Genomic DNA, 24706 nt, shown 5'->3' on the forward strand with positions numbered 1-24706 from the left:
TAATTTCACATGAGTAACTTTTAGCCTGGCTTTGCTAATATGGCAATCGGTATCTCAGCATTCAGGTTTTACGAATGATCACTCAGGGGGACTAATGCATCAGCCCGAATCGTCTTTTTATTTACACCAGAATAAAATTCATAGTTACATGCAAATTTTAGCATAAAAAACCCATTAATAACCTTTATTACGATAAATTCAGGCACAAAATCACTACCTCGTTAGAGTAAGCGATCACAGCGACATTCCCCGGTGGAACGAAATCTTCTTCTGTGCGCCCTTCAAAACGAAGCGCGGGGGGAGTACATTGTTCCGTGCACACTTCCACGGCAGGAAGTTGCAATAATAGCGAAAAGGTTAAAGGTTCATGTCCCCTATCGAAAAATCCAGCAAGCTCGACAACGTCTGTTACGACATCCGTGGCCCGGTACTCAAAGAGGCAAAACGCCTTGAAGAGGAAGGCAATAAGGTTCTGAAACTCAACATCGGCAACCCCGCGCCATTTGGTTTTGAAGCGCCGGATGAGATCCTGGTGGATGTGATCCGTAACCTGCCCACTGCACAAGGCTACTGCGATTCAAAAGGGCTTTACTCCGCCCGTAAAGCCATCATGCAGCACTATCAGGCTCGCGGTATGCGCGACGTCACCGTTGAAGATATCTACATTGGCAACGGTGTCTCGGAACTGATCGTTCAGGCGATGCAGGCGCTCCTGAACAGCGGCGATGAAATGCTGGTTCCTGCCCCAGATTATCCGCTGTGGACGGCTGCGGTGTCCCTGTCCAGCGGTAAAGCGGTGCACTACCTGTGCGACGAATCCTCTGACTGGTTCCCGGATCTGGATGATATACGCGCCAAAATTACCCCGCGCACCCGGGGTATCGTGATCATTAACCCGAATAACCCGACGGGCGCGGTCTATTCAAAAGAGCTGCTGATGGAGATCGTCGAGATCGCCCGCCAGCACAACCTGATCATCTTTGCCGACGAGATTTACGACAAGATCCTGTACGACGCGGCGCAGCACCACTCTATCGCCGCGCTGGCGCCCGATCTGCTAACGGTCACCTTTAACGGACTGTCTAAAACTTACCGCGTTGCCGGTTTCCGTCAGGGCTGGATGGTACTGAACGGTCCGAAAAAACATGCGAAAGGCTACATTGAAGGGCTGGAGATGCTGGCATCCATGCGTCTGTGCGCCAACGTACCGGCGCAACATGCGATCCAGACAGCACTCGGCGGCTATCAAAGCATCAGCGAGTTTATCGTCCCAGGCGGCCGCCTGTATGAACAGCGCAACCGTGCATGGGAATTGATTAATGATATTCCGGGCGTCTCCTGCGTGAAGCCTAACGGCGCGCTGTACATGTTCCCGAAAATCGACGCGAAGCGCTTTAATATTCACGACGACCAGAAAATGGTGCTCGACTTCCTGTTGCAGGAAAAAGTGCTGCTGGTTCAGGGTACGGCGTTTAACTGGCCGTGGCCGGATCACGTGCGTATCGTCACCCTGCCGCGCGAAGACGATCTCGAAATGGCCATCAGCCGCTTCGGGCGCTTCCTCTCCGGGTACCATCAGTAACGCTGACTTTCCGCCGGGTAGCGCTGCGCTTACCCGGCCTGCAATATCCGCAAATTTGCATCTTCCCTCCCCTCCCCGCACAATGAAGTCTGTCGCAGTGAAGACATAAGGTAACCTATGAGTCAGAGTCATTTCTTTGCCCACCTCTCCCGCCTGAAACTCATCAACCGCTGGCCGCTGATGCGCAACGTGCGCACTGAAAATGTGTCTGAGCACAGTTTACAGGTTGCCATGGTCGCGCACGCGCTGGCCGCGATTAAAAACCGCAAATTCAACGGGCAGGTGAATGCCGAACGTATCGCCCTGCTGGCGATGTACCACGATGCATCGGAAGTGCTGACCGGGGATCTGCCTACGCCGGTGAAATATTTCAACTCGCAGATTGCCCAGGAATATAAAGCTATTGAGAAGATTGCCCAGCAGAAGCTGATCGACATGGTGCCTGAAGAGCTGCGCGATATCTTCGGGCCGCTCATCGACGAGCATCAGTATACGGAAGAGGAGAAATCCCTGGTTAAGCAGGCCGATGCGCTGTGCGCCTACCTGAAGTGTCTGGAAGAGCTGTCCGCCGGGAATAACGAATTTTTACTGGCAAAAACGCGTCTGGAAAAAACGCTGGAATCTCGTCGCAGCGAAGAGATGGACTACTTTATGCGCATGTTTGTGCCGAGCTTCCATTTGTCACTGGATGAGATTAGCCAGGATTCGCCGCTGTAGTTTTTTGCCGGGTGGCGGCTCCGCCTTACCCGGCCTACGTTTCTGCACTCACGCTAAAACGGGAATAACACCGGAATTAACACCACGCACACCACCATCACCAGCACGGTGAACGGCACACCCAGCTTCACGAAATCACTGAACCTATAATTCCCGGGCCCCAGCACCAGCGTATTGACCGGGGAAGAGACCGGCGTCATAAATGCCGCGGACGCCGCCATCGCAACCATCATCGCAAACGGATACGGCGAAACACCCATCGATTTTGCCATCGCCAGTGCAATGGGCGCCATCAGCACCGCCGTTGCGGTATTGGAGATGAACAAACCAATGGTGGCGCACATGACGAACAGGCAAACCATCATCAGGTACGGACCATATCCCCCGCCCGCGTCCATTAAGCCTTTTACGATCAAATCCACCCCGCCGGTTTTCTGTAGCGCCAGGGCGAAGGGCATCATCCCGACGATGAGAATAATGCTCGGCCAGTGAATCGCTTTGTAAGCGCTTTCGGCGTCGATACAGCGGAATTTGCCCATTAACAGACAGGCGATTATCGCCGCCACCGGGTTAGGGATCTCGTCCGTCAGCATCAGGGCAACCATCAATACCAGGCAAAAAATCGCATGGGGCGCCTGGCTGTGCGCCGGTGATGCATCGCTCTCTTCAATCGGCATATTCAGCACCACAAAATCGCGGCCTTTCTGCCCGAGCTGGCTAATCAGTTTCCAGTTGCCGACCACGAGGAAGATATCCCCCAGCAGGATCGGCTCATCCACCACCGCCCCTTCAAGGGCTACGCCATCGCGCTTCAGGCCTACCACGTTGAGGCCATAGCGGGTACGAAAGCCGATTTCACGCACGGTTTTGCCCAATAACTCCGATTCCGGGATCAGCGACACCTCGGCCATTCCCACATCCAGCGCCTGGTCAGAGAAATACTCGCCGCGCAGGACCATCGGCTCCAGCAGCTGCTCACTACAAAACTCCCGCAGATCCACGTCTGCGGTGGACATATCAATCAGCAGGACGTCACGCGCGCGAAACTCTGACACCCCGTTCACGTTAACGATCACCCGACGAAAACGACGCCAGCGCTCAACCCCGATGACGTTCGCGCCATAGCGTTCGCGTAGCTTAAGGTCATCCAGCCGCTGCCCCACCATAGGCGACCCCGGGCGGATAGCCAGACGTCGGGCACGCCCGGTCAGACGATACTCTTTAATCAGATCGCGGAAAGAGCGCCGCTTCCAGCCCTCTTTGGCTTTATCCTGCTTCTCCCCTTTCAGCGCAAAACGGGTCAATAGCATATAGATAATGCCCATCACCAGTACCACCAGCCCGATCGGCGTAACGCTGAAAAAGCTAAACCCCTCAAGCCCCTCACGGATCAGTTCGCTGTTCACGACGAGGTTCGGCGGCGTCGCGACCAGCGTCATCATGCCGCTGATGAGCCCGGCGAAGCTCAACGGCATCATCAGCCGCGAAGGGGAGATCTGCATCCTCATGCAGACGCTCAGCACGACCGGAATAAAGATGGCCACGACGCCCGTAGAGCTCATAAACGCGCCCAGCCCGGCGACCGTCAGCATCAGGTAAATCAGCATTTTGGTTTCGCTGCTGCCCGCCACTTTCACCAGCCACGACCCCATCATTGTCGCCACGCCGGTGCGGACCAGCCCGTCGCCAATAATAAACAGAGCGGCAATCAAAATTACGTTGGGATCGCTAAACCCGGAAAAGGCTTCCGGCAGGGAAAGGGTACCGCTTAGAACGAATGCGACAATCACAAACAGGGCGACGGCATCCATGCGCACCTTGCCCGTGGCAAAAAGAATGATGGCGATTAACAGCAGGCTCAGGACCCAAATCAGTTCACCGTTCACAACATGTCCTTGTCAGTGGAGGAGAAGCAATTCTGCCATAAAAAAGCCCCGGTAATGCGGGGCTATATCATGGGATTACATTTTTAGCGAGACGGTTACAACTCCGTCTGACACCTTCGAGACGTCGATGGCGGTCAGGGTGTTAAGCACGAAATCCGCCTCCTCCAGCCGGGGGGAACCCGCCGGGACGTTAACGGCAATGACGTGGCTTCCGGCGTTCAGCCCGGCCAGCACGCCTGCCGCCGCGTCTTCCACCACCACGCACTCCGCTGGCGCCAGGCCAAGCAGTTCTGCGCCGAGCAGGAACGCATCCGGTTCAGGCTTGCCGCGCTTCACGCGCTCAGCGGTAATGAAGACGTCCGGCGTCGGCAAACCTGCCGCCTTATGGCGTGCATGCGCGACGGGAACCGAGCCGGAGGTGACGATAGCCCACGGGATCTGCGCTTCATTCAGGTGCTCAAGCAGTTCGCGCGCACCGGGCAGCGCGGTGATATCCTCGGTATCGGTAGCTTCAATCTGCTCAAGATAGCGGAACTCCGCCTGAATCTCTTCCTCAGAACGTCCCGCAAGGAAGTGCCGCAATGAGGTAATGGCCTGTTTGCCATGGATGAAATTTAGTACGTCCTGATGGTCAATGCCGTGCCGGTCGGCCCAGTGGCACCACGAGCGCTCCACCACCGGCAGCGAATCCACCAGCGTACCGTCCAGATCAAACAGAAAACCTTTATACTGCACACGCACCTCCGTCAGGCATTAATGATTTGTTGAATTTCGTTGCTGCTTAAATGGTACTGGCGCGGACAGGCGTGCCACGCGCTCAGCATACGTTGATACTTATCCCACATCGGGGTCTGGGCGTTGAAGCCGTGCGTACCCGCATCAAAATGGGTGTAGCGCCCTTCGGTATTCACCATAAAGCGTACATAGCTCAGATAGCGCGCTTCCGTCGCAGCATCAAAGCCCAGGAACGTCACGCGGCGCTCGTCAATGGTCTGCTGGTCCTTCAGATTGGTCCAGGACACATGCAGCGCATGGTACATCTCCATGATGTCGATAACGATACGGCAGGTTTCCTCTTTCAGTTCGCCAAATTCGCGATCCAGTTCGCGCATCTGCAAGCCAAAACCACGTTCAACAATGGTTTGCAGGCGGCTGTAGCGCGCAGCGTTATCGGGATCAAGCATAGTCATCATCTTGTACTGGTTAGACAAAATCAGACGTTGAGCATGGGTCATTTCCATCTTTCGACTCCTGTAGCGCATTGCACTGTAAAAAAAGACACGGTAACTGATTGTTACTGTGCCTTCTTTTGGTCGTCGTTTCGATGATCAATCACAAGTCATCGAGGAATGTTTTATCAAGCTGTTTAAACGCACGCTTGAGGGTATCCGCCAGCGCCTGATAGTCCGGCTTACCTTCAACCGGTGCCAGCGCCTGGCCAGCCTCTTCCAGTTTTCCACGCACTTCATAAAACCAGTGTAAAATAGAAGGCGGAAGTGGCGTGACGGAACGTTTACCTAACCACCATAGCCCCTGCATCGGCAGGCTTAACGCAAAGAGCGCCGTCGCGACGGCAGGGCCAAGCTGCCCACCTAACGCTATCTGCCAGCACAGGGTAAAAACGGCAATCGGGGGCATAAAGCGAATCGCATAGCGCGTGGCGCGAATAGTGCGATTTTCAATAAACATGGGCGCGAGGCGCTTTTCCATCGGCCATGTCTTTGCGTAATGCTGTCCCCGACGAAACAGACTAAAAAAGTTCACGGACGGGATTTCGGGTGTCGACATGGCTGTACCTCAACTTCACATATAAAAATTAAAATTTTCGTGCAAAACCACAACAGGCTATGACAACGTTCAAAATATTTTGTCATCGCTACCCCGTATCGGGTATCCTGTGCCAGCCTGATAGGGCCGTAGACGATAAGAGTTAACTCGTCAAATTATCGCATATTATGCCATTGTCTGAAAAATGTTCAAAATGGCTTAAAATCATAGGTATTTCTTTCATCCTGCCAGAATGTTCGTTTGGCATGATGTTAATCATAAATGTCTGGGTCAGCATGCGTTACGCTTTTAGACTCACTGACGTTTTTTTAGCCACGTATCAATAATAGGTACTTCCATGTCGAGTAAGTTAGTACTGGTTCTGAACTGCGGTAGCTCCTCACTGAAATTCGCCATCATCGATGCGCTCAACGGTGACGAGTACCTCTCTGGTTTGGCCGAATGTTTCCATCTGCCTGAAGCACGTATCAAGTGGAAGATGGACGGCAGCAAACAAGAAGCGGCTTTAGGTGCAGGCGCCGCTCACAGTGAAGCGCTGAACTTTATCGTTAACACTATTCTGGCACAAAAACCAGAACTGTCTGCTCAGCTGACCGCAATTGGTCACCGTATCGTCCACGGCGGCGAAAAATACACCAGTTCCGTGGTAATCGACGACTCCGTGATTCAGGGTATCAAAGACTCTGCGTCTTTCGCACCGCTGCATAACCCGGCTCACCTGATCGGTATCGCTGAAGCACTGAAATCCTTCCCGAGTCTGAAAGACAAAAACGTGGCCGTGTTTGATACTGCGTTCCATCAGACCATGCCGGAAGAGTCTTACCTCTATGCCCTGCCATACAGCCTGTACAAAGAGCACGGCGTCCGTCGTTACGGCGCACACGGCACCAGCCACTTCTATGTGACTCAGGAAGCCGCAAAAGTGCTGAACAAGCCGGTAGAAGAAGTCAACATTATCACCTGCCACCTGGGCAACGGTGGTTCTGTTTCCGCTATCCGCAACGGTAAGTGTGTTGACACCTCTATGGGTCTGACCCCGCTGGAAGGTCTGGTGATGGGTACCCGTTCCGGTGATATCGACCCGGCGATCATCTTCCACCTGCACGACACCCTGGGCATGAGCGTTGACGACATCAACAAAATGCTGACCAAAGAGTCTGGCCTGCTGGGCCTGACCGAGGTCACCAGCGACTGCCGTTACGTTGAAGACAACTACGCAGAAAAAGCTGACGCTAAACGTGCAATGGACGTTTATTGCCACCGCCTGGCGAAGTACATCGGTTCTTACACCGCGCTGATGGAAGGCCGTCTGGATGCTGTTATCTTCACCGGTGGTATCGGTGAGAACGCGGCAATGGTACGTGAACTGTCCCTGGGCAAACTGGGCGTTCTGGGCTTCGAAGTTGATCATGAGCGTAACCTGGCTGCCCGCTTCGGCAAGTCTGGCTTCATCAACAAAGAAGGCACCCGCCCTGCTATCGTTATTCCAACTAACGAAGAGCTGGTCATCGCGCAAGACGCACACCGCCTGACTGCCTGATTCCACACCGCCAGCAATGCTGGCGGTGCTGTTTTGTAACCCGCCCAACGCGGCGGTAACGAAAGAGGATAAACCGTGTCCCGTACTATTATGCTGATCCCTACCGGAACCAGCGTCGGCCTGACCAGCGTCAGCCTCGGCGTGATCCGCGCTATGGAACGCAAAGGCGTTCGTCTGAGCGTCTTTAAGCCTATCGCCCAGCCACGTGCCGGTGGCGATGCGCCAGACCAGACCACCACCATCGTTCGCAAGAACTCCAATCTGCCAGCGGCTGAACCGCTGAAGATGAGCCACGTTGAATCTCTGCTCTCCAGCAACCAGAAAGACGTGCTGATGGAAGAGATCATTGCCAACTACCACGCAAACGCGCAGGACGCGGAAGTGGTGCTGGTTGAAGGCCTGGTCCCGACCCGTAAACACCAGTTTGCCCAGTCTCTGAACTTTGAAATCGCGAAAACCCTGAACGCAGAGATCGTTTTTGTGATGTCTCAGGGCACGGATACCCCAGAGCAGCTGAAAGAGCGTATCGAACTGACGCGCAGCAGCTTCGGCGGTGCGAAAAACACCAGCATCACCGGCGTGATTGTTAACAAGCTGAACGCGCCAGTAGATGAGCAGGGCCGTACGCGTCCTGACCTGTCCGAAATTTTTGACGACTCCTCCAAAGCGAAAGTCATCAAAGTTGACCCGGCTAAGTTGCAGGATTCCAGCCCGCTGCCTGTTCTGGGCGCGGTGCCATGGAGCTTCGATCTGATTGCCACCCGTGCAATCGATATGGCGCGTCACCTGAACGCCACCGTGATCAACGAAGGCGATATCAACACCCGCCGCGTGAAGTCCGTAACCTTCTGCGCACGTAGCATTCCACACATGCTGGAACACTTCCGCGCAGGTTCACTGCTGGTGACCTCTGCTGACCGTCCAGACGTGCTGGTTGCAGCGTGCCTGGCTGCAATGAACGGCGTGGAAATCGGTGCAATTCTGCTGACCGGCGGCTATGAAATGGACGCGCGTATCAGCAAGCTGTGCGAGCGTGCGTTCGCCACTGGCCTGCCAGTCTTCATGGTGAACACCAACACCTGGCAGACCTCCCTGAGCCTGCAAAGCTTCAACCTCGAAGTGCCGGTTGATGACCACGAGCGTATCGAGAAAGTTCAGGAATACGTTGCGGGCTACATCAATGCGGACTGGATCGAATCCCTGACTGCGACCTCCGAGCGCAGCCGTCGTCTGTCTCCTCCAGCCTTCCGTTACCAGCTGACCGAGCTGGCGCGTAAAGCGGGCAAACGCGTGGTTCTGCCAGAAGGCGACGAACCACGTACCGTTAAAGCGGCAGCCATCTGTGCAGAACGCGGTATCGCGACCTGTGTGCTGCTGGGTAACCCGGATGAGATCAACCGCGTTGCGGCGTCTCAGGGCGTTGAGCTGGGCGCTGGCATTGAGATCGTTGACCCGGAAGTGGTTCGCGAAAGCTACGTTGCTCGCCTGGTTGAACTGCGTAAGAACAAGGGCATGACCGAAGCCGTTGCGCGCGAGCAGCTGGAAGACAACGTCGTGCTGGGTACGCTGATGCTGGAGCAGGACGAAGTTGACGGTCTGGTTTCCGGTGCGGTTCACACCACCGCGAACACCATCCGTCCACCGTTGCAGTTGATCAAAACCGCACCGGGCAGCTCTCTGGTCTCCTCCGTGTTCTTCATGCTGCTGCCTGAACAGGTTTATGTTTACGGCGACTGCGCGATCAACCCGGATCCAACCGCAGAGCAGCTGGCAGAAATCGCTATCCAGTCTGCGGACTCCGCGATTGCCTTCGGTATCGAACCGCGCGTCGCGATGCTCTCCTACTCCACCGGTACCTCTGGTGCAGGTAGTGACGTAGAGAAAGTCCGTGAAGCGACCCGCATTGCGCAGGAAAAACGTCCGGATCTGATGATCGACGGCCCGCTCCAGTACGATGCCGCGGTAATGGCTGACGTGGCGAAATCCAAAGCGCCGAACTCGCCGGTTGCAGGTCGCGCTACCGTGTTCATCTTCCCGGATCTGAACACCGGTAACACCACCTATAAAGCGGTACAGCGTTCAGCAGACCTGATCTCCATCGGGCCAATGCTGCAAGGCATGCGCAAACCTGTGAACGACCTGTCCCGTGGTGCGCTGGTAGACGATATCGTCTACACCATCGCGCTGACGGCGATCCAGTCTTCGCAGCAGCAGTAATGTTTTGCCGGATGGCGCTTCGCTTATCCGGCCTACAGGACCGTAGGCCCGGTAAGCGCCAGCGCCACCGGGCAACAAAAAGGCGACCACACGGTCGCCTTTTTTTATTACAACAGCTCCCGCGCCGCCGACACAATGTCATGTGCCGTCAGGCCATACTCCTTTTGCAAGAAGTCCTGCGTGCCCACCTGACCATATCGTTCCTTCACCCCCACCCGACGCAGGGGCACCGGACAGGTTTCCACCAGCACTTCCGCCACCGCCGACCCCAGCCCGTTGTGAATGCTGTGGTTTTCGCAGGTCACAATACGCCCGGTTTTCTCGGCATAGTTTTTCACCAGCATCCGATCGATAGGCTTCAGGGTAAACATGTCGATGACCGCTGCGCTTACCCCCTCCTGCTCCAGCTGGCGCGCCGCCTCCAGCGCTTCCGCCACCATAATGCCGTTAGCAATCAAGGTAATATCGGTTCCCTCGCGCAGCACGTTGCCCTTGCCGATGGTGAAGGTTGACCCCGGGGCATACACGCTCGGGGCCTGTTTACGGATGGTCCTCACCCAGTAGAAGCCTTCCAGGTCGATAAGCTGACGCAGCACATCTTCGAACATCACCGCATCGGTCACCTCCAGCACCACTGAATGCGCCAGACCGCGCACGATGCCCATGTCCTCGAACGACATATGCGTCCCGCCGTTGTGGCAGGCCGTCACGCCCGCATCCGAGGCAATCACCTTCACGTTATTGCGCTGGTAGTCCAGGGACATAAACAGCTGGTCGAAGCAGCGACGGCTGGCAAAGGCGGTAAAGGTATGGACGAACGGCTTACGTCCGGTGAGCGACAGCCCGGCGGCCGTCCCAATCACGTTAGCCTCCATAATGCCGCAGTTGATGACGTGCTGTGGATAATCACGCGCTACGCCGTCCATCGCCATCGAACTCATCAGATCCGCTTCGAGCGCAATAATCTCGCTCCCGGCCTCAATCTGTTTTGCCACAAAACCCGCGTAGACCTTACGCATCTCAACGGCATCTTTCTGTCCTGTCGGTGCAACCTTAATCATGTGAAGCCTCCAGTTGGCGAATCGTCTCGTTGAGCGCCGCTTTGCTCTCCTCAGTTAATCGCAGGTGATGCGAGTTGCTGAGCTGTTCCAGGTATGGCACCCCCTGCCCTTTGATGCTGTCGAGGATCACCACCCGCGGACGCGCATCGGCCGCAGCGATCGGCGCGGTCACCTCCAGCAGCGCCGGAATGTCATCCCCTTTCACCGTTACCACGTCAAAACCAAAGGCGCGGAATTTGCCTTCCAGGTCGAAGGCGCTGATGATTTCGTCCAGCTCGCCGTCGAGCTGCTGTTTGTTCCAGTCCACGAATACCGTCAGGTTGTTCAGTCGATGGTGAGCAATAAACTGGAAGGCTTCCCAGCACTGTCCTTCGTTCAGCTCCCCGTCACCGACGATGCAGAACACCCGGTTTGGCCTTCCTGCCAGCTTGTGCGACAGCGCCATGCCGCCAGCGATGGAGATCCCCTGCCCCAGTGATCCGGTGGTGGCATCCACGCCGCGTGTTTTCAGGCGATCCGGGTGACTTGGCAGACGCGTCCCGTTCTGGTTCAGCGTGCTCAGCTCTTCAATCGGGAAGTAGCCCTTAATCGCCAGCGTGCTGTACAGCGCCGGGCCCGCATGGCCTTTCGACAGCACAAAGTAATCGCGCTCTGGCCAGTCCGGATCGGCCGGGTCAATTTTCATCACCGCGCCGTACAGCACCGCCAGCGTTTCAACGACTGACATGCTGCCGCCGTAGTGCCCAAAACCCAGCTGCGTAAGGGATTTCAGCGTCTCAAGGCGAATCTGACGCGCCAGTTCGGTTATTTCATTCTCATTCATGATTTGGCTCCGGGGTTTTCCTGCGCGTTACCGCTGGCAGGTTTGTTTTTAGCGAAGACGTTGTAGGCCACCAGCAGCGCGAACAACACAACAACCAGTCCGGTGATGGCAAACGGCGACAGGAAGCGCGCCAGGTTGCCCAGCACAATCCCGACCGCACCAAAATCAGCGTCCGAGAAGGTCGTATTCGCAAAGCCAATTGCGCCCAGAACAGGCAGCAGCAGGACCGGGAGGAAGGTGATCAGCAGGCCATTAGCAAAGGCGCCAATCATTGCCCCGCGGCGTCCACCAGTGGCGTTACCAAACACGCCCGCCGTTGCACCGGTGAAGAAATGCGGCACGACGCCCGGCAGGATCAGCACCCAGCTAAACTGACCGCAGATGAACAAGCCCACAATCCCGCCGAGGAAACTAAACAGGAAGCCAATCAGCACCGCGTTTGGCGCATACGGGTAGACTACCGGGCAGTCCAGCGCAGGCCGCGCATTGGGCACCAGTTTTTCCGAGAAGCCAGTAAAGGCCGGGACGATTTCCGCCAGAATCAGGCGCACGCCCTGCAAGATGATGAACACGCCTGCCGCGAAGGTGATGGCCATAATGATGGCGTACACCAGGTAGTTTTGGCCGCCGCTGAAGGTGGCCTCCACGTACTCACGTCCGGCGCTCACCGCCATGATCAGGTAGATAATCATCATGGTCAGGGAGATGGAGATTGAACTGTCACGCAGGAAGCTAAGGTTCTTCGGCAGGTTCATCTCTTCGGTGGAGCGCGAACCTTTACCGACCTTGCTGCCAATCCAGCCGGACAGCACGTAGCCCAGCGTGCCGAAATGACCGAAGGCGATCTCATCGTTGCCGGTAATACGCTTCATATAGCGCTGCGCAATCGCCGGGAAGAAGGCCATAATCAGGCCGAGGATCAACGAGCCGGTAAAGACCAGCCCGACCCCCTCGAAGCCTGCAACCGTCAGGATCACGCCAATCATGCATGCCATGTAGAAGGTGTGATGCCCGGTGAGGAAGATGTATTTCAGGCGGGTAAAGCGCGCAACAATAATATTCGCCACCATCCCGAAGGCCATAATGAGCGCGGTGGAAGCGCCATATTTTTCCAGGGCAATCGACACAATAGCTTCATTGTTGGGAATAATGCCCTGAATATTAAAGGCGTGCTCAAACATACCGCCGAGCGGATTTAATGAGCCCACCAGCACGGTTGCGCCGCCGCCCAGTACAATAAAGCCGAGAATGGTTTTAATTGTGCCTTTTACCACATCCGAAAAGGCTTTTTTCTGCGCCACAAGACCAATCAGGGCAATTAAACCGACCAGCACTGAAGGGACTTTTAAAATATCAACAACGAAGTTCAGCGTTTCAAGGATAAACATATCCACCTCGCCTTATCAGGATTATTGTCTTTCGAACCAGGCGCGCAACTGCGCTTCGAGTTCGTTAATATCGATGATATTGTTGATCACCACCAGCTGGCTTTCCGGCACGCTGGCGCTTGCGGCAATGTCTTTCGCCATTACAAACAGGTCCGCCGCGCCCGGCGTAGCCGAGGAGAGATCGGAGTGTTCAACCTCGGCCTCAATTTCCAGTTTTTTGAGCACCTTTTTAATATTCATTTCGACCATAAAACTGCTGCCCAGGCCGGAGCCGCAAATAGCCATGATTTTCATTGTTATCCCCTTTTTTGAGTAGAGTACGCCCCATCACGCTGATGCGTAATGTTGAGATGAATCGGATTAAATAATTAAATCAGAAGCGATCGATGATGGTTTTTATCTCCTCCAGCGTATTCGCCCGATGTAATTCAGCCATATCTTCGTCGCTGGAAAATAATTCCGCTAAGGCTGAGATCATTTCGATATGGCTATGCTTGTCCGGCGCCGCCAGCATCACAATCACATCGACGGGGTCAAACTCACCGGCACCAAAAGAGACACCCTGTTTCAGTTTTAATAATGACAGGCCAAGTCCTTTCGCCCCTTCTTCCGGTCGCGCATGGGGCATTGCCAGCCCTGGAGCCAGCACATAGTAGGGACCTAACGTGTGATGCTGCTCGATGATAGCCGTGACATATTCCGGCGCAATGACCTGCAAATCCAGCAGCGGTTTCGCGCACAGTTCCAGCGCCTGGGGCCAGCTTTCAACGCTATCCTGTAGGATGATGGTTGTATCATATATCCACTTTTTGAGCATTTTTCACTCCCGCTAAAGACCAGACATGGGCAAACTCTATTCAACCCATCAATTAATGACTGCGATCGCGATCACAAAGATAGCGCTACCAACAACTAACATGCAGAACTGTGATAGCGCTATCAAATTACTATCATGGTGCGAAATCACAGCAAAAAAAGGGATTTAAGGCGTATACTGCCTGTCACGTAAAATGAAGGATGAAACTGAATCGCGTCCTGTCAGCAGGAAGAGGTATGTCTTTAACCCGAAAACGGCGCAGTACCGGAAAAGTAACGCTCGCGGATGTCGCGCAGCTTGCCGGCGTAGGCACGATGACTGTTTCCCGTGCCCTCCGCACGCCCGAACAGGTTTCCGATAAACTGCGTGAAAAAATTGAAGCCGCGGTGCAGGAGCTGGGATACATGCCCAATCTTGCCGCCAGCGCACTGGCATCGGCATCGTCATGGACGATTGCGATGGTTGTACCCAATCTTTCCGAAGCTGGCTGTTCCGAGATGTTCGCCGGGCTACAGCAGGTGCTCCAGCCAGCCGGATATCAGATCATGCTGGCGGAATCTCAGCATCGTCTTGAACAGGAAGAGAAACTGCTTGAAACGCTGTTGGCCTCGAACATCGCCGCGGCGATACTGCTCAGCGTCGAGCACTCTGATACCGTGCGACACTGGCTAAAAAACGCCTCTATCCCGGTGATGGAAATGGGTGCAATGCGTGCCGATCCGATTGATATGAATATCGGGATTGATAACGTCGCCGCCATGTATGAACTTACCGAGATGGTGATTCAGCGCGGCTACCAGAATATCGGCCTGCTGTGCGCTAACCAGGAACAGTGGATTTTTCAGCAGCATTTGCAGGGCTGGTACAAGGCGATGCTGCGCCACCACCTGGCGCCGAACAGAGTGATTAATGCCGCCATGCCGCCGAACTTCTCCACCGGCGCGGCACAATTGCCAGAGTTCCTGCTGGCGTGGCCGGAGCTGGATGCGCTGGTGTGCGTGTCAGATGAACTGGCCTGCGGCGCGCTGTATGAGTGCCAGCGTCGGCGCATCAAGGTGCCGGACGATTTAGCGGTCGTAGGTTTTGGCGACAGCGACGTCAGTCGCGTCTGTCAGCCGCCGCTGACGACGATGGCAGTACCGCATCGCAAGATTGGGATTGAAGCCGGGAAAGCGTTACTGGAACGTCTTAATGACGGAGACTGGCGCGACCATAAACCCATCGCGTCCAGCCTGTGTCTGCGGGAAAGCTGTTAAGGCTTACTCAGCCTCTTCCTCTTTTTCCGCCTTATTTTCCGGTTTAGCGGATTCGTTTTTGGCGTTGCGGGTCATCCACAGCGCCAGTGCTTTAAGGGAATCCGGCGTGAATTCGTCGCAACGCGCGGTGATCTCTTCCGGCGTCATCCAGCTGACTTCGCTCACTTCCTCTTCCTGCAAGGCGAAAGGCCCATGGGAAACGCAGCTAAACAGCCCGCCCCAGACGCGACAATGCTCATCTTCGAAATAAAACTGCCCGTGCTCGGCAAACGGCACACCAGCGATACCTAACTCTTCTTCCGCTTCACGACGCGCGGAATCCAGCAGCACTTCATCGGCCTGCACGACGCCACCCGCTGTGGCATCCAGCATACCAGGAAGAAAATCTTTGGTGTCGGTGCGACGCTGGACCAGAATCTTGCCCATGCCGTCATGAACAACGATGTACGTCGCGCGGTGACGCAGACGCTCCGCACGCATTTGTTCGCGGCTGGCCTGCGCGATCACTTCATTTTCTTCGCTGACAATGTCAACCCATTCAGTACTTGCCAAATGATTCTGCTCCACCATCGGGAAACCTTCTCGTCTAAGCGCTCTTTCGGCGCGTTTGCAGTTGTGGTGTAACTTACGGATTAATCGCTATCTGCGCAATAACTTGCTGATCATTAAGTGCGATAACGCTTAATGTCCCGTCTTCATACATGCCGTAGCTTGCCGGGTTGCCGCCTTTAGGAATGCTGACAGACCCGGGGTTAAAGTGATAAAACGCCCCGCGCTTTTCCGCCACCGGAATATGAGTATGACCATAAACCAGGACATCGCCAGCGGCGAGTGACGGCAGGTTATCCGGGCCGAACAGGTGCCCGTGGGTCAGGAACAAACGGCTGTTTTCCATCAACACCTGTTGCCAGGGAGCGGTGATGGGAAAATGCAGCAGCATCTGGTCAACTTCACTGTCACAGTTGCCGCGAACGGCGATAATGCGCGAGGCAAAATGATTAAGTTTTTCCGCCACCTGCGCGGGAGCATAGCCTTCCGGCAACGCATTGCGTGGGCCGTGGTTTAGCACATCGCCCAGGATCACCAGCCACTGCGCCCCGCTTTGGGCGAACAGAGAAAGCACGCGTTCGGTCGCGGGCAGCGATCCATGAATATCCGACGCAAACATCAGTTTCATCAGTTACTCCTCGGGAATACAGACTGCCCCTATCATACCTCAAGCGTCCCGTCTTATCAGCCCGCGCGCTTAGCAGAGAGTGCCAGATAGCGCTGTACCGACGCGCGTTGCCACTGGAATGTGGCGTAATCCACCAGCAGTTGTGGGACGTCATCCCCGTTGAGGATCAGGCGATTGAGCATCAGCGCCAGATCGGTGTCGGCAATACACCACTCGCCAAACAGGTTGGGGTTACCCTGCGCCAGCAGCGATGACGCAGTTTCAATCAGCTTCCGGGCGCTGGATAAGCCTTCCTCACTGAGGGCGGGCTTTTTGACGCCAGCGAACACCACGTCCGTGGAGCGTTCTGTGCGAATCGGCACCAGGTCGCTACGCAGCCACGCCTGGATCTGGCGGGCACGGGCGCGCTTTTGCAGATCGTGAGGATAGATGCGTTCCCACTCAGGCGGGGCAAAGCGGTCCTCAAGGTACTCGTCAATCGCCGAAGATTCACTCAACTCAAAACCGTCGATCTCCAGCACAGGGACTCGGCGAGTGAGCGCGTAGCCCTGCCACTGAGGCTTCAGGTGTTCGCCGCTGTCCAGGTCAACGGTTTTCAGAGTAAAAGTAAGCCCCTTTTCTGCCAGCGCCACATAAACGCTCATGACATAAGGAGAAAAAAAGTTCGCATCGGACCACAACGTTATTACAGGCTGGCTCATAACATCCTCTTCGGCTGATCGGTTTTCACTCAACATATAATCTCTTTGCCTCGCTGTCACTTGATGAAAACTCACGATTTACAACAAGCACCTATACTGATTTTTCATGGCAACACTATTCGCACTGACAGGAGTTGAGAATGATAGATCTCTATTATGCCCCCACCCCTAATGGCCATAAGATCACACTCTTTCTTGAAGAAGCCGAAGTGGACTACCGGATCATTCGCGTGGATATCAGTAAAGGCGACCAGTTCCGCCCCGTTTTTCTGGCCATCTCGCCCAACAATAAAATTCCGGCCATCATTGATAACCTGCCCTCTGACGGCGGCAAACCGTTAAGCCTGTTTGAGTCCGGAGAGATTTTGCTCTATCTGGCAGAGAAAACCGGCAAGCTCCTGAGCGGTGAGTTGCGCGAGCGTCATCACACGCTGCAATGGTTATTCTGGCAGTCGAGCGGCCTCGGGCCGATGCTGGGGCAGAATCACCACTTTACGGCCTATGCGCCGCAGACGATCCCTTACGCCATTGAGCGATATCAGGTCGAAACCCAGCGCCTGTACGGGGTACTGAACCGTCGGCTGGAAAAATCACCGTGGCTGGGAGGTGAGCATTACAGCATCGCAGATATCGCCTGCTGGCCGTGGGTCAACACCCATGAACGCCACCGGATCGACCTGGCCACTTATCCGGCGGTGAACAACTGGTTTGAGCGCATCCGGACCCGCCCGGCCACCGAACGCGCCATACAAAAAATCCATCAGATTTGATCCTGCGCCCCGTTGGGTGCAGGTGTTCTCCTCATGTATGATGAGGTGAAAATACTGACACGGAGAAGACCTGCAATGTCCCAGCATGACGCTATTATTCGTATAAAAAACTTACGCTTACGCACGTTCATTGGTATCAAAGAGGAGGAGATCGCGAATCGCCAGGATATCGTGGTGAATGTGGTGATCCACTACCCGGCAGACAAGGCGCGCGCCAGTGAAGACATCAATGACGCGTTGAACTATCGCACGATCACCAAAAGCATCATCCAGTACGTAGAGAACAACCGTTTTGCGCTACTGGAAAAATTAACTCAGGATGTGCTCGACATCGCACGCGAACACCACTGGGTCACTTATGCTGAAGTGGAGATCGATAAACTTCACGCCCTGCGCTACGCCGACTCCGTCTCCATGACGTTAAGCTGGCAGCGCCAGGCGTAAACCTGGAGGTTGTATGAAGATCCTGCTCACCGGCGGTACGGGCCTGATTGGTCGCCATCTCATTCCACGTTTGCAGGCTTTGCATCACGACATTACCGTGGTCACGCGCAGCCCGGAGAAAGCGCGCCAGGTGCTGGGCACCGGCGTTGAGATCTGGAAAGGCCTGGCGGAAATGCAGGATCTGAACGGCTTTGACGCCGTCATCAACCTTGCAGGCGAACCAATCGCCGATAAACGCTGGACCGAAGAGCAAAAACAGCGTTTATGCAGCAGTCGCTGGAATATGACCGAAAGGCTGGTTGAGCTGATTCGCAACAGCGAGACGCCGCCCTCGGTGCTGATTTCAGGCTCTGCTACAGGCTACTATGGCGATCTTGGTGAAGTGGTGGTGACCGAAGAAGAGCCGCCGCACAACGAGTTTACCCATAAACTCTGCGCCCAATGGGAGCGTATCGCCTGCGGGGCGCAGAGCGATAACACCCGCGTCTGCCTGCTGCGCACCGGCGTGGTGCTTGCTCCGAAAGGCGGTATTCTCGGTAAAATGTTGCCGCCGTTTAAAATGGGGCTTGGCGGGCCCATCGGAAACGGTCGTCAGTATCTGGCGTGGATCCATATCGACGATATGGTCAACGGTATTCTCTGGCTGCTGGATAACGACCTGCGTGGGCCGTTTAACATGGTCTCTCCGTATCCGGTACGTAATGAGCAATTTGCTCATGCCCTGGGTCATGCCCTGCATCGCCCGGCGGTGCTGCGCGTGCCTGCGACGGCGATTCGTCTGCTGATGGGTGAGTCTTCGGTGCTGGTACTGGGCGGGCAGCGCGCGCTGCCAAAACGGCTGGAAGCGGCCGGGTTTACGTTCCGCTGGTATGACCTGGAAGAGGCGCTGGGGGATGTGGTGCAGTGAATATGTTAGAGTTATACGCCATGTCTGGATGATATGGCGTAACTATGGCAACCATCACCACAACCCGGCTTAACCTCACCCCTTTCGAACCTTCTGACTGGGCATTCTTCCGCTCTCTGCGCGAAGACCCCGCCATCATGCGCTATATGGCCGCTATTACACCGGAAAAAGAGACGCGCCGCGTATTTGCCGCACGCCTGATGGCGGAGCATGTCTTTGTAATCCGTCTGCATAACGACGTTAAGCCGCTCGGGGATATCGGCCTGCAAATCAGTGCGGCGAACCGTGAAGAGGCGGATATTGGCTACACGGTTGTGCCTGCCGCGCAGGGAAAAGGCATTGCCAGCGAAGCGCTGCGCGCGGTGTGTGAGTATGCATTTAACCAGACGGGCGTGAAGGCGATAAACGCGTACGTGCTGGCGGATAACGTCGGGTCGGTGCGGGTCCTTGAGAAAGCGGGTTTTGTGCGCACGCAGGTGCTGGAGAAGGCGTACGAGATTAACGGCGTACGGTATGACGACTGGGTGTATCGGCTCGAGTGTTGAATGCCGGGCGGCACTGCGTTTGCCCGGCCTACGGTTTTTGTAGGCCCGGTAATCGAAGCGCCACCGGGCAATTGGGCGGCTCTGCGGCCTGATGCCCTCACCCCGGCCCTCTCCCACAGGGAGAGGGAGAAAGGCCAAACCTACTTCAACGAGCCTTTCAGGAACTGCTGCAAACGCGGGCTTTGCGGGTTCGCCAGCACCTCGTCCGGATGACCCTGCTCTTCAATCTTGCCCTGATGCAGGAAGATAACGTGGTTAGAAACGTTACGGGCGAAGCCCATCTCGTGCGTCACCACCACCATTGTTTTGCCCTCTTCCGCCAGCTTCTGCATGATGCGCAGCACTTCGCCAACGAGTTCAGGATCCAGCGCGGAAGTCGGTTCGTCAAACAGCAACACTTCCGGCTCCATCGCCAGCGCACGGGCGATAGAAACACGCTGCTGCTGCCCCCCTGACAGGTGCACCGGATATTTGATCTGCTGCCGCTCGTCGATACCCACTTTCGCCAGGTATTTGACCGCACGCTCGCGGGCTTCCTGCTTGCTTAAGCCGAGCACCTGAACCGGCGCTTCCATCACGTTCTCCAGCACCGTCATGTGGCTCCAGAGATTGAAGTGCTGAAACACCATTGTCAGACGCGTACGCAGCAGGCGTAGCTGATTTTTATCCGCCACTTTAAGCTGGCCGTCTTTATCACGGACCATGTTGATGTTCTGTCCGCTCACCACAATCGACCCTTCGCTCGGCTTTTCGAGGAAGTTGATGCAGCGCAGGAAGGTACTTTTACCCGAACCTGATGAGCCGATAATACTGATCACGTCGCCCGCGTTAGCCTCCAGCGACACCCCTTTCAGCACTTCATGTTCGCCGTAGCGCTTGTGCAAATCAATTACGTTTAATTTGTTCTCAGCCATCATAAATTCTCAGTGCGTCGACGGTTTTATATGCTGCAACCAGCGTTTTTCAGCCTTACGGAACAGGCTGATCAGGACGTAAGAAATGATCAAATAGAGCACTGCTGCAATGCCAAACGCCGTAAACGGCTGGTAGGTGGCAGAGTTAATATCGCGGGCAATCTTTAACAGATCCGGTACCGTGGCGGTAAACGCCAGTGCCGTCGAATGCAGCATTAAAATCACTTCGTTGCTGTACGCCGGCAGCGCAATACGCAGCGCCGAAGGCAGAATAATACAGCGGTAGAGCTTCACGGACGAGAAGCCGTACGCGCGCGCCGCCTCGATCTCACCGTGCGGCACAGAACGGATGGCCCCGGCGAAGATCTCGGTGGTATAGGCGCAGGTATTGAGGGTCAGTGCCAGCACCGTACAGTTCAGACCGCTGCGGAAGAACGCGTTCAGCATCTCGGTGCCTTTCACGATCTCCAGCGTGTACATCCCGGAATAGAACACCAGCAGCTGTACGTACAGCGGCGTACCGCGAAACACGTAGGTGAACAGCCAGATAGGGAACTGAATAAATTTATTGTTCGACACGCGGCCAATGGCGAGAAACACCGCCAGAATGCCGCCCATTACCACCGAGGAGATCAGCAGCCACAGCGTGATCGCCACGCCAGTAAAGCGGTAGCCATCTGTCCAAAGCAGGGATTTCCAGTACTCCTGAATAATCTCAATCACAGGTCAGCCCTCTTCACACCCACGGAGTAGCGACGTTCGAGCAGAAGCAGCACACCATTGGAGACGGTCGTAAAGACCAGATAGATTACGCCGCAAACCACCGCAAAATAGAACGGTTCCCAGGTGCTTTTACCTGCCAGCTGCGTGGCCTTCACCACATCTTCCAGACCCAGCAGGGAGACCAGCGCCGTTGCCTTGAGAATAACCTGCCAGTTGTTCCCGATGCCCGGCAGCGCGTAGCGCATCATGGCCGGGAACATGATCCGGCGAAACGTTTGTGAGGAGGTAAAACCGTAGGCGGTCGCCGCTTCAATATGCCCTTTCGGCACGGCCATGTAAGCGCCGCGGAAAGTCTCAGTGAAATAGGCACCGTAGATAAAACCAAGGGTAATAATACCGGCCACCATCGGGTCGATATCGATCTGTTCCATGCCGATGGCATCCGTCACGCCGTTAAGTGCGATTTGCAGGCCGTAAAAGATCAGCAGCATCAGCACCAGGTCAGGCACGCCGCGAATCAGCGTGGTATAGCCTTCAAATATCAGCGCCAGCGGTCTGTTGGCGGATAATTTAGCCCCCGCGCCCGCCAGGCCTATCAGCACCGCCAGCACCACGGAGCTGATAGCCAGCTCAAGGGTGACAAGCGCGCCCTGTAAAATAACGCCAGAAAATCCGTACAGCATACCGCGTGCCCTGTCGTCTCGTGAGTGGTGGAACCGTGTCTTTTCCCCTCCCGGAACGGGAGGGGCCGCACGTTATCAGACGGGGCGATTAGCCGCCGTAAACATTAAAATCGAAGTACTTTTTCGCCAGCTTGTCATAGGTGCCGTCCGCGCGCATCTCGGCGAACGCTTTGTTCAGGGCTTCACGCAGTTCGTTGTCTTCTTTACGCAGGCCCATACCGGTGCCAACGCCAAAGAGTTTTTCGTCCTTAATGGACGGACCGCCGAACTTGTAATCTTTACCCACAGGCTGTTTCAGGAAACCTTCGCTTGCCGCCACTTCATCCTGGAATGCTGCATCAATGCGGCCTGCCGTCAGGTCTGCGTAGATGTTTTCCTGGCCCTGGTAAGAGACAATTTCAATCCACTTTGGCGCCCAGTGCTCGTTGCCGTAGGTTTCCTGCGTAGTACCCTGCAACACGCCCACGCGTTTGCCTTTCAGAGATTCAAGGGTTGGCTGAATGTCAGAGGATTTCGCCACCACCAGACGTGAGTCCGCCGCGTAGAGTTTGTCCGTGAAGGCAATCTCCTGCTGACGTTTTTCAGTGATGGACAGGGAGGACATGATCACGTCAATTTTCTTCGCTTTCAGAGACGGGATCAGCGCATCCAGCGGGTTTTCAACGTAGGTACATTGCGCTTTAATGCGTTTGCACAGCTCGTTAGCCAGATCGATGTCAAAACCGACCAGTTCCCCCTTCGCATTCTTCGATTCGAAAGGTGCATAGGTTGGGTCAGTTCCAATACGAATTTTCTGCGGAATTGCTGCGAATGCCGCGGTGGCGCTGGAAAAAGCCAGTACCAGAGAAAGTGACAACACCAGTTTTTTCATATCTGTCCTCAACAAACTGTCTTAATACGAGATTTTTACGACGACGGGGTGTTGTTAATGTGCCATTAATCCCCTCATTCAGGCAAAGATTAATGCCTTTGTACGGGAATTTTTGCATTATAAATGCTTAACTATGCACACAGCGATCCAGCATGGTGCATGCGTTGCACCATACTGGAACACAACCCCACAGAGATGCACCACTTCAGTGCATCTCATTCAGGCATTAATCACCGTAGACGTTGAAATCGAAGTATTTCTTCGCCAGTTTGTCGTAGGTACCGTCTTTACGCAGCTCATTAAACGCTTTGTCGAAGGCGGCTTTCAGCTCGGTATCATCCTTACGCAGGCCAATACCGGTACCGTCGCCAAAGTATTTTTTGTCTTTTACCGACGGGCCGGCAAAGGCGTACTCTTTACCCGCAGGCTGTTTCAGGAAGCCTTCGCTCGCGGCGACTTCATCCTGAAACGCGGCATCCAGACGGCCTGCCGCCAGGTCAGAGTAGATCAGATCCTGGTTCTGGTAAGCCACCACATCGACGCCCTTCTCGCGCCAGTTTGCATTGGCGAAACCTTCCTGGGTCGAGCCCTGAAGCACGCCAACATGTTTGCCTTTCAGCGAGTCGATGGTCGGCTGGATTGGCGAGCCTTTCGCGGCAATCAGACGTGAGTCGGCAGCGTAGAGCTTCTCAGAGAAGGCAATCTCCTGCTGACGTTTTTCCGTGATGGAGAGAGAAGAGATAATGGCATCAATTTTCTTGGCTTTCAGCGACGGGATAAGCGCGTCAAAGTCACTGCCCACCCATGTGCATTTCACTTCCATGCGTTTGCACATCTCATTTCCCAGATCGATATCAAACCCCACGAAGTCGCCTTTCGCATCCTTGGAGGAGAATGGCGCGTAGGTTGCGTCTGTACCGATACGAACTGTCTGTGGAAGCGCTGCATAGCTACTTGCTGCCGCACTCAAGCCCACGAGCAAAGACAGAGCCAGAACCGTCTTCTTCATACATTTACCCTCAAGAACCGTGATTTTATTATGGTTTATGTTGTGTGTTGTGTTGCAGGCTGCTCTTGCAGGTCTTATGCCACATTGTCGTCGGGATAAAACTACGACGTTAAATATGTTAATAAAACGTTGCGATACTGCCTTAATGGTGAAAGATAGCAGGTCTGCCGAACGAACCGGAAAGAGAAAAAAGGAAAAAGCGAATTAAATGTCGAGGATATGATCGCGGTTGCAGTTTTGCCCTGAAACAGGGCAAATTGTCTTTTCATGCACCTTGTTTGTGCACAGCTTCACGCCCCCTGCCAGCGGGTAAAGAGATCTTCCGGCAGGTCGATATCGAACTGATCCAGCACGCGGTTAACGGTCTGGTTGATGACATCATCCAGCGTTTGCGGACGATGATAGAACGCGGGGACCGGCGGCATAATCACGGCCCCCAGTTCGGCTGCCTGCGTCATTAAACGCAGATGTCCCAGGTGCAGCGGCGTTTCCCGCACGCAGAGCACCAGAGGACGACGCTCTTTCAGCACCACATCCGCTGCACGCGTCACCAGCGTGTCGGTATAGCTGTTTACAATGCCGGAAAGGGTTTTAATCGAACAGGGCAAAATAACCATGCCGGCCGTTTTAAACGAGCCCGAAGAGATGCTGGCGGCGATATCGCGGGCATCGTGGACAACGTCAGACAGGGCCTGAACGTCGCGCAGAGAGAGATCGGTTTCAAGAGAGAGGGTCTGACGCGCCGCCTGGCTCATCACCAGATGGGTTTCTACGCCTGCAACGTCACGCAGCACCTGTAACAGACGGACGCCATAAATCGCGCCGCTGGCACCGCTGATCCCTACAATGAGTCGTTTCATGATTTTCGCCCTTGCTGATTTCAGGGC

At 55.0% G+C, this 24706-nt stretch carries 27 protein-coding genes; 9 read left to right on the forward strand and 18 right to left on the reverse strand.

Annotated elements, in window-relative coordinates; translation table 11 throughout:
• Positions 1-367 precede the first annotated feature (367 nt).
• Together alaA and yfbR are read left to right on the forward strand one after the other, a co-directional pair.
• Complete coding sequence (gene alaA / locus RY075_RS15925; protein ID WP_003861471.1) at positions 368-1582, forward strand: alanine transaminase AlaA; 1215 nt, start codon at positions 368-370, stop codon at positions 1580-1582.
• Positions 1583-1699: 117 nt separating this feature from the next.
• Positions 1700-2299, forward strand: a complete 600-nt coding sequence (gene yfbR, locus RY075_RS15930) for a 5'-deoxynucleotidase (RefSeq protein WP_058659505.1) — start codon at positions 1700-1702, stop codon at positions 2297-2299.
• A 53-nt stretch (positions 2300-2352) separates the two neighbouring features.
• On the opposite strand, the gene RY075_RS15935 is transcribed toward yfbR, so the two are convergent.
• The 4 genes from RY075_RS15935 to yfbV form a co-directional block, all read right to left on the reverse strand.
• On the reverse strand, positions 2353-4185 hold the full coding sequence (locus RY075_RS15935; protein WP_045350222.1) for an SLC13 family permease: 1833 nt from the start codon (positions 4183-4185) through the stop codon (positions 2353-2355).
• Between the two features lie 75 nt (positions 4186-4260).
• The gene (locus tag RY075_RS15940) at positions 4261-4920 is read right to left on the reverse strand and encodes a sugar phosphatase (protein WP_338627834.1); all 660 of its coding nucleotides are present in this window, start codon (positions 4918-4920) and stop codon (positions 4261-4263) included.
• 11 nt (positions 4921-4931) lie between these two features.
• Positions 4932-5426 carry a YfbU family protein gene (locus RY075_RS15945; protein ID WP_003861461.1) on the reverse strand — a complete coding sequence of 165 codons (495 nt, stop codon included), beginning with the start codon at positions 5424-5426 and terminating at the stop codon, positions 4932-4934.
• Between the two features lie 91 nt (positions 5427-5517).
• Complete coding sequence (yfbV, locus tag RY075_RS15950; protein ID WP_003861459.1) at positions 5518-5973, reverse strand: terminus macrodomain insulation protein YfbV; 456 nt, start codon at positions 5971-5973, stop codon at positions 5518-5520.
• 337 nt (positions 5974-6310) lie between these two features.
• Here yfbV and ackA point away from each other — a divergent pair, with 337 nt between their 5' ends.
• A complete protein-coding gene (gene ackA / locus RY075_RS15955; RefSeq protein ID WP_015572267.1) occupies positions 6311-7513 on the forward strand; it encodes an acetate kinase in 1203 nt (400 codons plus the stop codon).
• A gap of 75 nt (positions 7514-7588) precedes the next feature.
• Positions 7589-9730: a phosphate acetyltransferase gene (gene pta, locus RY075_RS15960; RefSeq protein ID WP_022651538.1), complete on the forward strand. Its 2142-nt coding sequence runs from the start codon at positions 7589-7591 to the stop codon at positions 9728-9730.
• A gap of 107 nt (positions 9731-9837) precedes the next feature.
• Here pta and RY075_RS15965 read toward each other — a convergent pair whose 3' ends face one another.
• The 5 genes from RY075_RS15965 to RY075_RS15985 all read right to left on the reverse strand — a co-directional run bounded on the left by RY075_RS15965 (position 9838) and on the right by RY075_RS15985 (position 13819).
• Positions 9838-10791: a transketolase family protein gene (locus RY075_RS15965; RefSeq protein ID WP_003861452.1), complete on the reverse strand. Its 954-nt coding sequence runs from the start codon at positions 10789-10791 to the stop codon at positions 9838-9840.
• Positions 10784-11614, reverse strand: coding sequence for a transketolase (locus tag RY075_RS15970; protein WP_045331066.1), 831 nt, complete (start codon positions 11612-11614; stop codon positions 10784-10786). The genes RY075_RS15965 and RY075_RS15970 overlap by 8 nt, the downstream gene beginning before the upstream one ends.
• On the reverse strand, positions 11611-13002 hold the full coding sequence (locus RY075_RS15975) for a PTS ascorbate transporter subunit IIC (protein ID WP_022651540.1): 1392 nt from the start codon (positions 13000-13002) through the stop codon (positions 11611-11613). Before RY075_RS15975 ends, RY075_RS15970 begins: the two co-directional genes overlap by 4 nt.
• A gap of 21 nt (positions 13003-13023) precedes the next feature.
• Complete coding sequence (locus tag RY075_RS15980) at positions 13024-13296, reverse strand: PTS sugar transporter subunit IIB (RefSeq protein WP_003861447.1); 273 nt, start codon at positions 13294-13296, stop codon at positions 13024-13026.
• A gap of 79 nt (positions 13297-13375) precedes the next feature.
• Positions 13376-13819, reverse strand: a complete 444-nt coding sequence (locus RY075_RS15985) for a PTS sugar transporter subunit IIA (RefSeq protein ID WP_022651541.1) — start codon at positions 13817-13819, stop codon at positions 13376-13378.
• A 236-nt stretch (positions 13820-14055) separates the two neighbouring features.
• On the opposite strand from RY075_RS15985, the gene RY075_RS15990 reads away from it, so the two are divergent.
• Positions 14056-15075, forward strand: a complete 1020-nt coding sequence (locus RY075_RS15990) for a LacI family DNA-binding transcriptional regulator (protein ID WP_003861441.1) — start codon at positions 14056-14058, stop codon at positions 15073-15075.
• Positions 15076-15078: 3 nt separating this feature from the next.
• Here the strand turns inward: RY075_RS15990 and yfcD are convergent, their stop codons facing one another.
• Genes yfcD through yfcF form a run of 3 tightly spaced genes read right to left on the reverse strand, consistent with a single transcriptional unit; the run spans position 15079 to position 16953 of the window.
• Positions 15079-15645 carry an NUDIX hydrolase YfcD gene (gene yfcD / locus RY075_RS15995; protein ID WP_003861439.1) on the reverse strand — a complete coding sequence of 189 codons (567 nt, stop codon included), beginning with the start codon at positions 15643-15645 and terminating at the stop codon, positions 15079-15081.
• Between the two features lie 55 nt (positions 15646-15700).
• A complete protein-coding gene (gene yfcE / locus RY075_RS16000) occupies positions 15701-16252 on the reverse strand; it encodes a phosphodiesterase (RefSeq protein ID WP_017692997.1) in 552 nt (183 codons plus the stop codon).
• Between the two features lie 56 nt (positions 16253-16308).
• Positions 16309-16953, reverse strand: a complete 645-nt coding sequence (gene yfcF / locus RY075_RS16005; protein WP_003861435.1) for a glutathione transferase — start codon at positions 16951-16953, stop codon at positions 16309-16311.
• A 140-nt stretch (positions 16954-17093) separates the two neighbouring features.
• On the opposite strand from yfcF, the gene yfcG reads away from it, so the two are divergent.
• From yfcG to RY075_RS16025, 4 genes are all read left to right on the forward strand, one after another.
• Entirely contained in the window at positions 17094-17723 is a 630-nt protein-coding gene (gene yfcG / locus RY075_RS16010; protein WP_126296739.1) for a GSH-dependent disulfide bond oxidoreductase, read from the forward strand.
• A gap of 75 nt (positions 17724-17798) precedes the next feature.
• Positions 17799-18167 carry a dihydroneopterin triphosphate 2'-epimerase gene (gene folX / locus RY075_RS16015; RefSeq protein ID WP_003861432.1) on the forward strand — a complete coding sequence of 123 codons (369 nt, stop codon included), beginning with the start codon at positions 17799-17801 and terminating at the stop codon, positions 18165-18167.
• Between the two features lie 13 nt (positions 18168-18180).
• Entirely contained in the window at positions 18181-19074 is an 894-nt protein-coding gene (locus RY075_RS16020) for a TIGR01777 family oxidoreductase (RefSeq protein ID WP_232967501.1), read from the forward strand.
• 44 nt (positions 19075-19118) lie between these two features.
• The gene (locus RY075_RS16025) at positions 19119-19619 is read left to right on the forward strand and encodes a GNAT family N-acetyltransferase (RefSeq protein ID WP_022651543.1); all 501 of its coding nucleotides are present in this window, start codon (positions 19119-19121) and stop codon (positions 19617-19619) included.
• 140 nt (positions 19620-19759) lie between these two features.
• Here RY075_RS16025 and hisP read toward each other — a convergent pair whose 3' ends face one another.
• The 6 genes from hisP to RY075_RS16055 all read right to left on the reverse strand — a co-directional run bounded on the left by hisP (position 19760) and on the right by RY075_RS16055 (position 24679).
• Positions 19760-20533 carry a histidine ABC transporter ATP-binding protein HisP gene (gene hisP, locus RY075_RS16030; protein ID WP_003861426.1) on the reverse strand — a complete coding sequence of 258 codons (774 nt, stop codon included), beginning with the start codon at positions 20531-20533 and terminating at the stop codon, positions 19760-19762.
• Positions 20534-20542: 9 nt separating this feature from the next.
• Positions 20543-21256, reverse strand: a complete 714-nt coding sequence (locus RY075_RS16035; RefSeq protein WP_003861424.1) for an ABC transporter permease — start codon at positions 21254-21256, stop codon at positions 20543-20545.
• Entirely contained in the window at positions 21253-21939 is a 687-nt protein-coding gene (locus RY075_RS16040; protein ID WP_015572256.1) for a histidine ABC transporter permease HisQ, read from the reverse strand. Before RY075_RS16040 ends, RY075_RS16035 begins: the two co-directional genes overlap by 4 nt.
• An 88-nt stretch (positions 21940-22027) precedes the next feature.
• Positions 22028-22810 (reverse strand): histidine ABC transporter substrate-binding protein HisJ, encoded by a 783-nt coding sequence (gene hisJ, locus RY075_RS16045; protein WP_338627835.1) that lies wholly within the window; start codon positions 22808-22810, stop codon positions 22028-22030.
• Between the two features lie 226 nt (positions 22811-23036).
• A complete protein-coding gene (gene argT, locus RY075_RS16050) occupies positions 23037-23819 on the reverse strand; it encodes a lysine/arginine/ornithine ABC transporter substrate-binding protein ArgT (RefSeq protein WP_003861418.1) in 783 nt (260 codons plus the stop codon).
• A 290-nt stretch (positions 23820-24109) separates the two neighbouring features.
• Positions 24110-24679 carry a UbiX family flavin prenyltransferase gene (locus RY075_RS16055; protein WP_023314587.1) on the reverse strand — a complete coding sequence of 190 codons (570 nt, stop codon included), beginning with the start codon at positions 24677-24679 and terminating at the stop codon, positions 24110-24112.
• Positions 24680-24706 lie beyond the last annotated feature (27 nt).

The organism is Enterobacter sp. JJBC (assembly GCF_036936505.1).
In the GTDB taxonomy this organism is placed as follows: domain Bacteria; phylum Pseudomonadota; class Gammaproteobacteria; order Enterobacterales; family Enterobacteriaceae; genus Enterobacter; species Enterobacter hormaechei_C.

What these genes read in the sequence shown, in the direction of transcription:
- RY075_RS16025 (WP_022651543.1), top strand. Translation starts at nt 19,119, where the DNA reads ATGGCAACCATCACCACAACCCGGCTTAACCTCACCCCTTTCGAACCT.
- RY075_RS15970 (WP_045331066.1), bottom strand. Translation starts at nt 11,614, where the DNA reads ATGAATGAGAATGAAATAACCGAACTGGCGCGTCAGATTCGCCTTGAG.
- RY075_RS16055 (WP_023314587.1), bottom strand. Translation starts at nt 24,679, where the DNA reads ATGAAACGACTCATTGTAGGGATCAGCGGTGCCAGCGGCGCGATTTAT.
- RY075_RS15985 (WP_022651541.1), bottom strand. Translation starts at nt 13,819, where the DNA reads ATGCTCAAAAAGTGGATATATGATACAACCATCATCCTACAGGATAGC.
- yfcD (WP_003861439.1), bottom strand. Translation starts at nt 15,645, where the DNA reads ATGGTGGAGCAGAATCATTTGGCAAGTACTGAATGGGTTGACATTGTC.
- argT (WP_003861418.1), bottom strand. Translation starts at nt 23,819, where the DNA reads ATGAAGAAGACGGTTCTGGCTCTGTCTTTGCTCGTGGGCTTGAGTGCG.
- RY075_RS16040 (WP_015572256.1), bottom strand. Translation starts at nt 21,939, where the DNA reads ATGCTGTACGGATTTTCTGGCGTTATTTTACAGGGCGCGCTTGTCACC.
- folX (WP_003861432.1), top strand. Translation starts at nt 17,799, where the DNA reads ATGTCCCAGCATGACGCTATTATTCGTATAAAAAACTTACGCTTACGC.
- yfcG (WP_126296739.1), top strand. Translation starts at nt 17,094, where the DNA reads ATGATAGATCTCTATTATGCCCCCACCCCTAATGGCCATAAGATCACA.
- RY075_RS15980 (WP_003861447.1), bottom strand. Translation starts at nt 13,296, where the DNA reads ATGAAAATCATGGCTATTTGCGGCTCCGGCCTGGGCAGCAGTTTTATG.
- yfbV (WP_003861459.1), bottom strand. Translation starts at nt 5,973, where the DNA reads ATGTCGACACCCGAAATCCCGTCCGTGAACTTTTTTAGTCTGTTTCGT.
- ackA (WP_015572267.1), top strand. Translation starts at nt 6,311, where the DNA reads ATGTCGAGTAAGTTAGTACTGGTTCTGAACTGCGGTAGCTCCTCACTG.
- yfbR (WP_058659505.1), top strand. Translation starts at nt 1,700, where the DNA reads ATGAGTCAGAGTCATTTCTTTGCCCACCTCTCCCGCCTGAAACTCATC.
- alaA (WP_003861471.1), top strand. Translation starts at nt 368, where the DNA reads ATGTCCCCTATCGAAAAATCCAGCAAGCTCGACAACGTCTGTTACGAC.
- RY075_RS15965 (WP_003861452.1), bottom strand. Translation starts at nt 10,791, where the DNA reads ATGATTAAGGTTGCACCGACAGGACAGAAAGATGCCGTTGAGATGCGT.
- hisP (WP_003861426.1), bottom strand. Translation starts at nt 20,533, where the DNA reads ATGGCTGAGAACAAATTAAACGTAATTGATTTGCACAAGCGCTACGGC.
- RY075_RS16020 (WP_232967501.1), top strand. Translation starts at nt 18,181, where the DNA reads ATGAAGATCCTGCTCACCGGCGGTACGGGCCTGATTGGTCGCCATCTC.
- RY075_RS15990 (WP_003861441.1), top strand. Translation starts at nt 14,056, where the DNA reads ATGTCTTTAACCCGAAAACGGCGCAGTACCGGAAAAGTAACGCTCGCG.
- RY075_RS15975 (WP_022651540.1), bottom strand. Translation starts at nt 13,002, where the DNA reads ATGTTTATCCTTGAAACGCTGAACTTCGTTGTTGATATTTTAAAAGTC.
- yfcF (WP_003861435.1), bottom strand. Translation starts at nt 16,953, where the DNA reads ATGAGCCAGCCTGTAATAACGTTGTGGTCCGATGCGAACTTTTTTTCT.
- RY075_RS15945 (WP_003861461.1), bottom strand. Translation starts at nt 5,426, where the DNA reads ATGGAAATGACCCATGCTCAACGTCTGATTTTGTCTAACCAGTACAAG.
- yfcE (WP_017692997.1), bottom strand. Translation starts at nt 16,252, where the DNA reads ATGAAACTGATGTTTGCGTCGGATATTCATGGATCGCTGCCCGCGACC.
- hisJ (WP_338627835.1), bottom strand. Translation starts at nt 22,810, where the DNA reads ATGAAAAAACTGGTGTTGTCACTTTCTCTGGTACTGGCTTTTTCCAGC.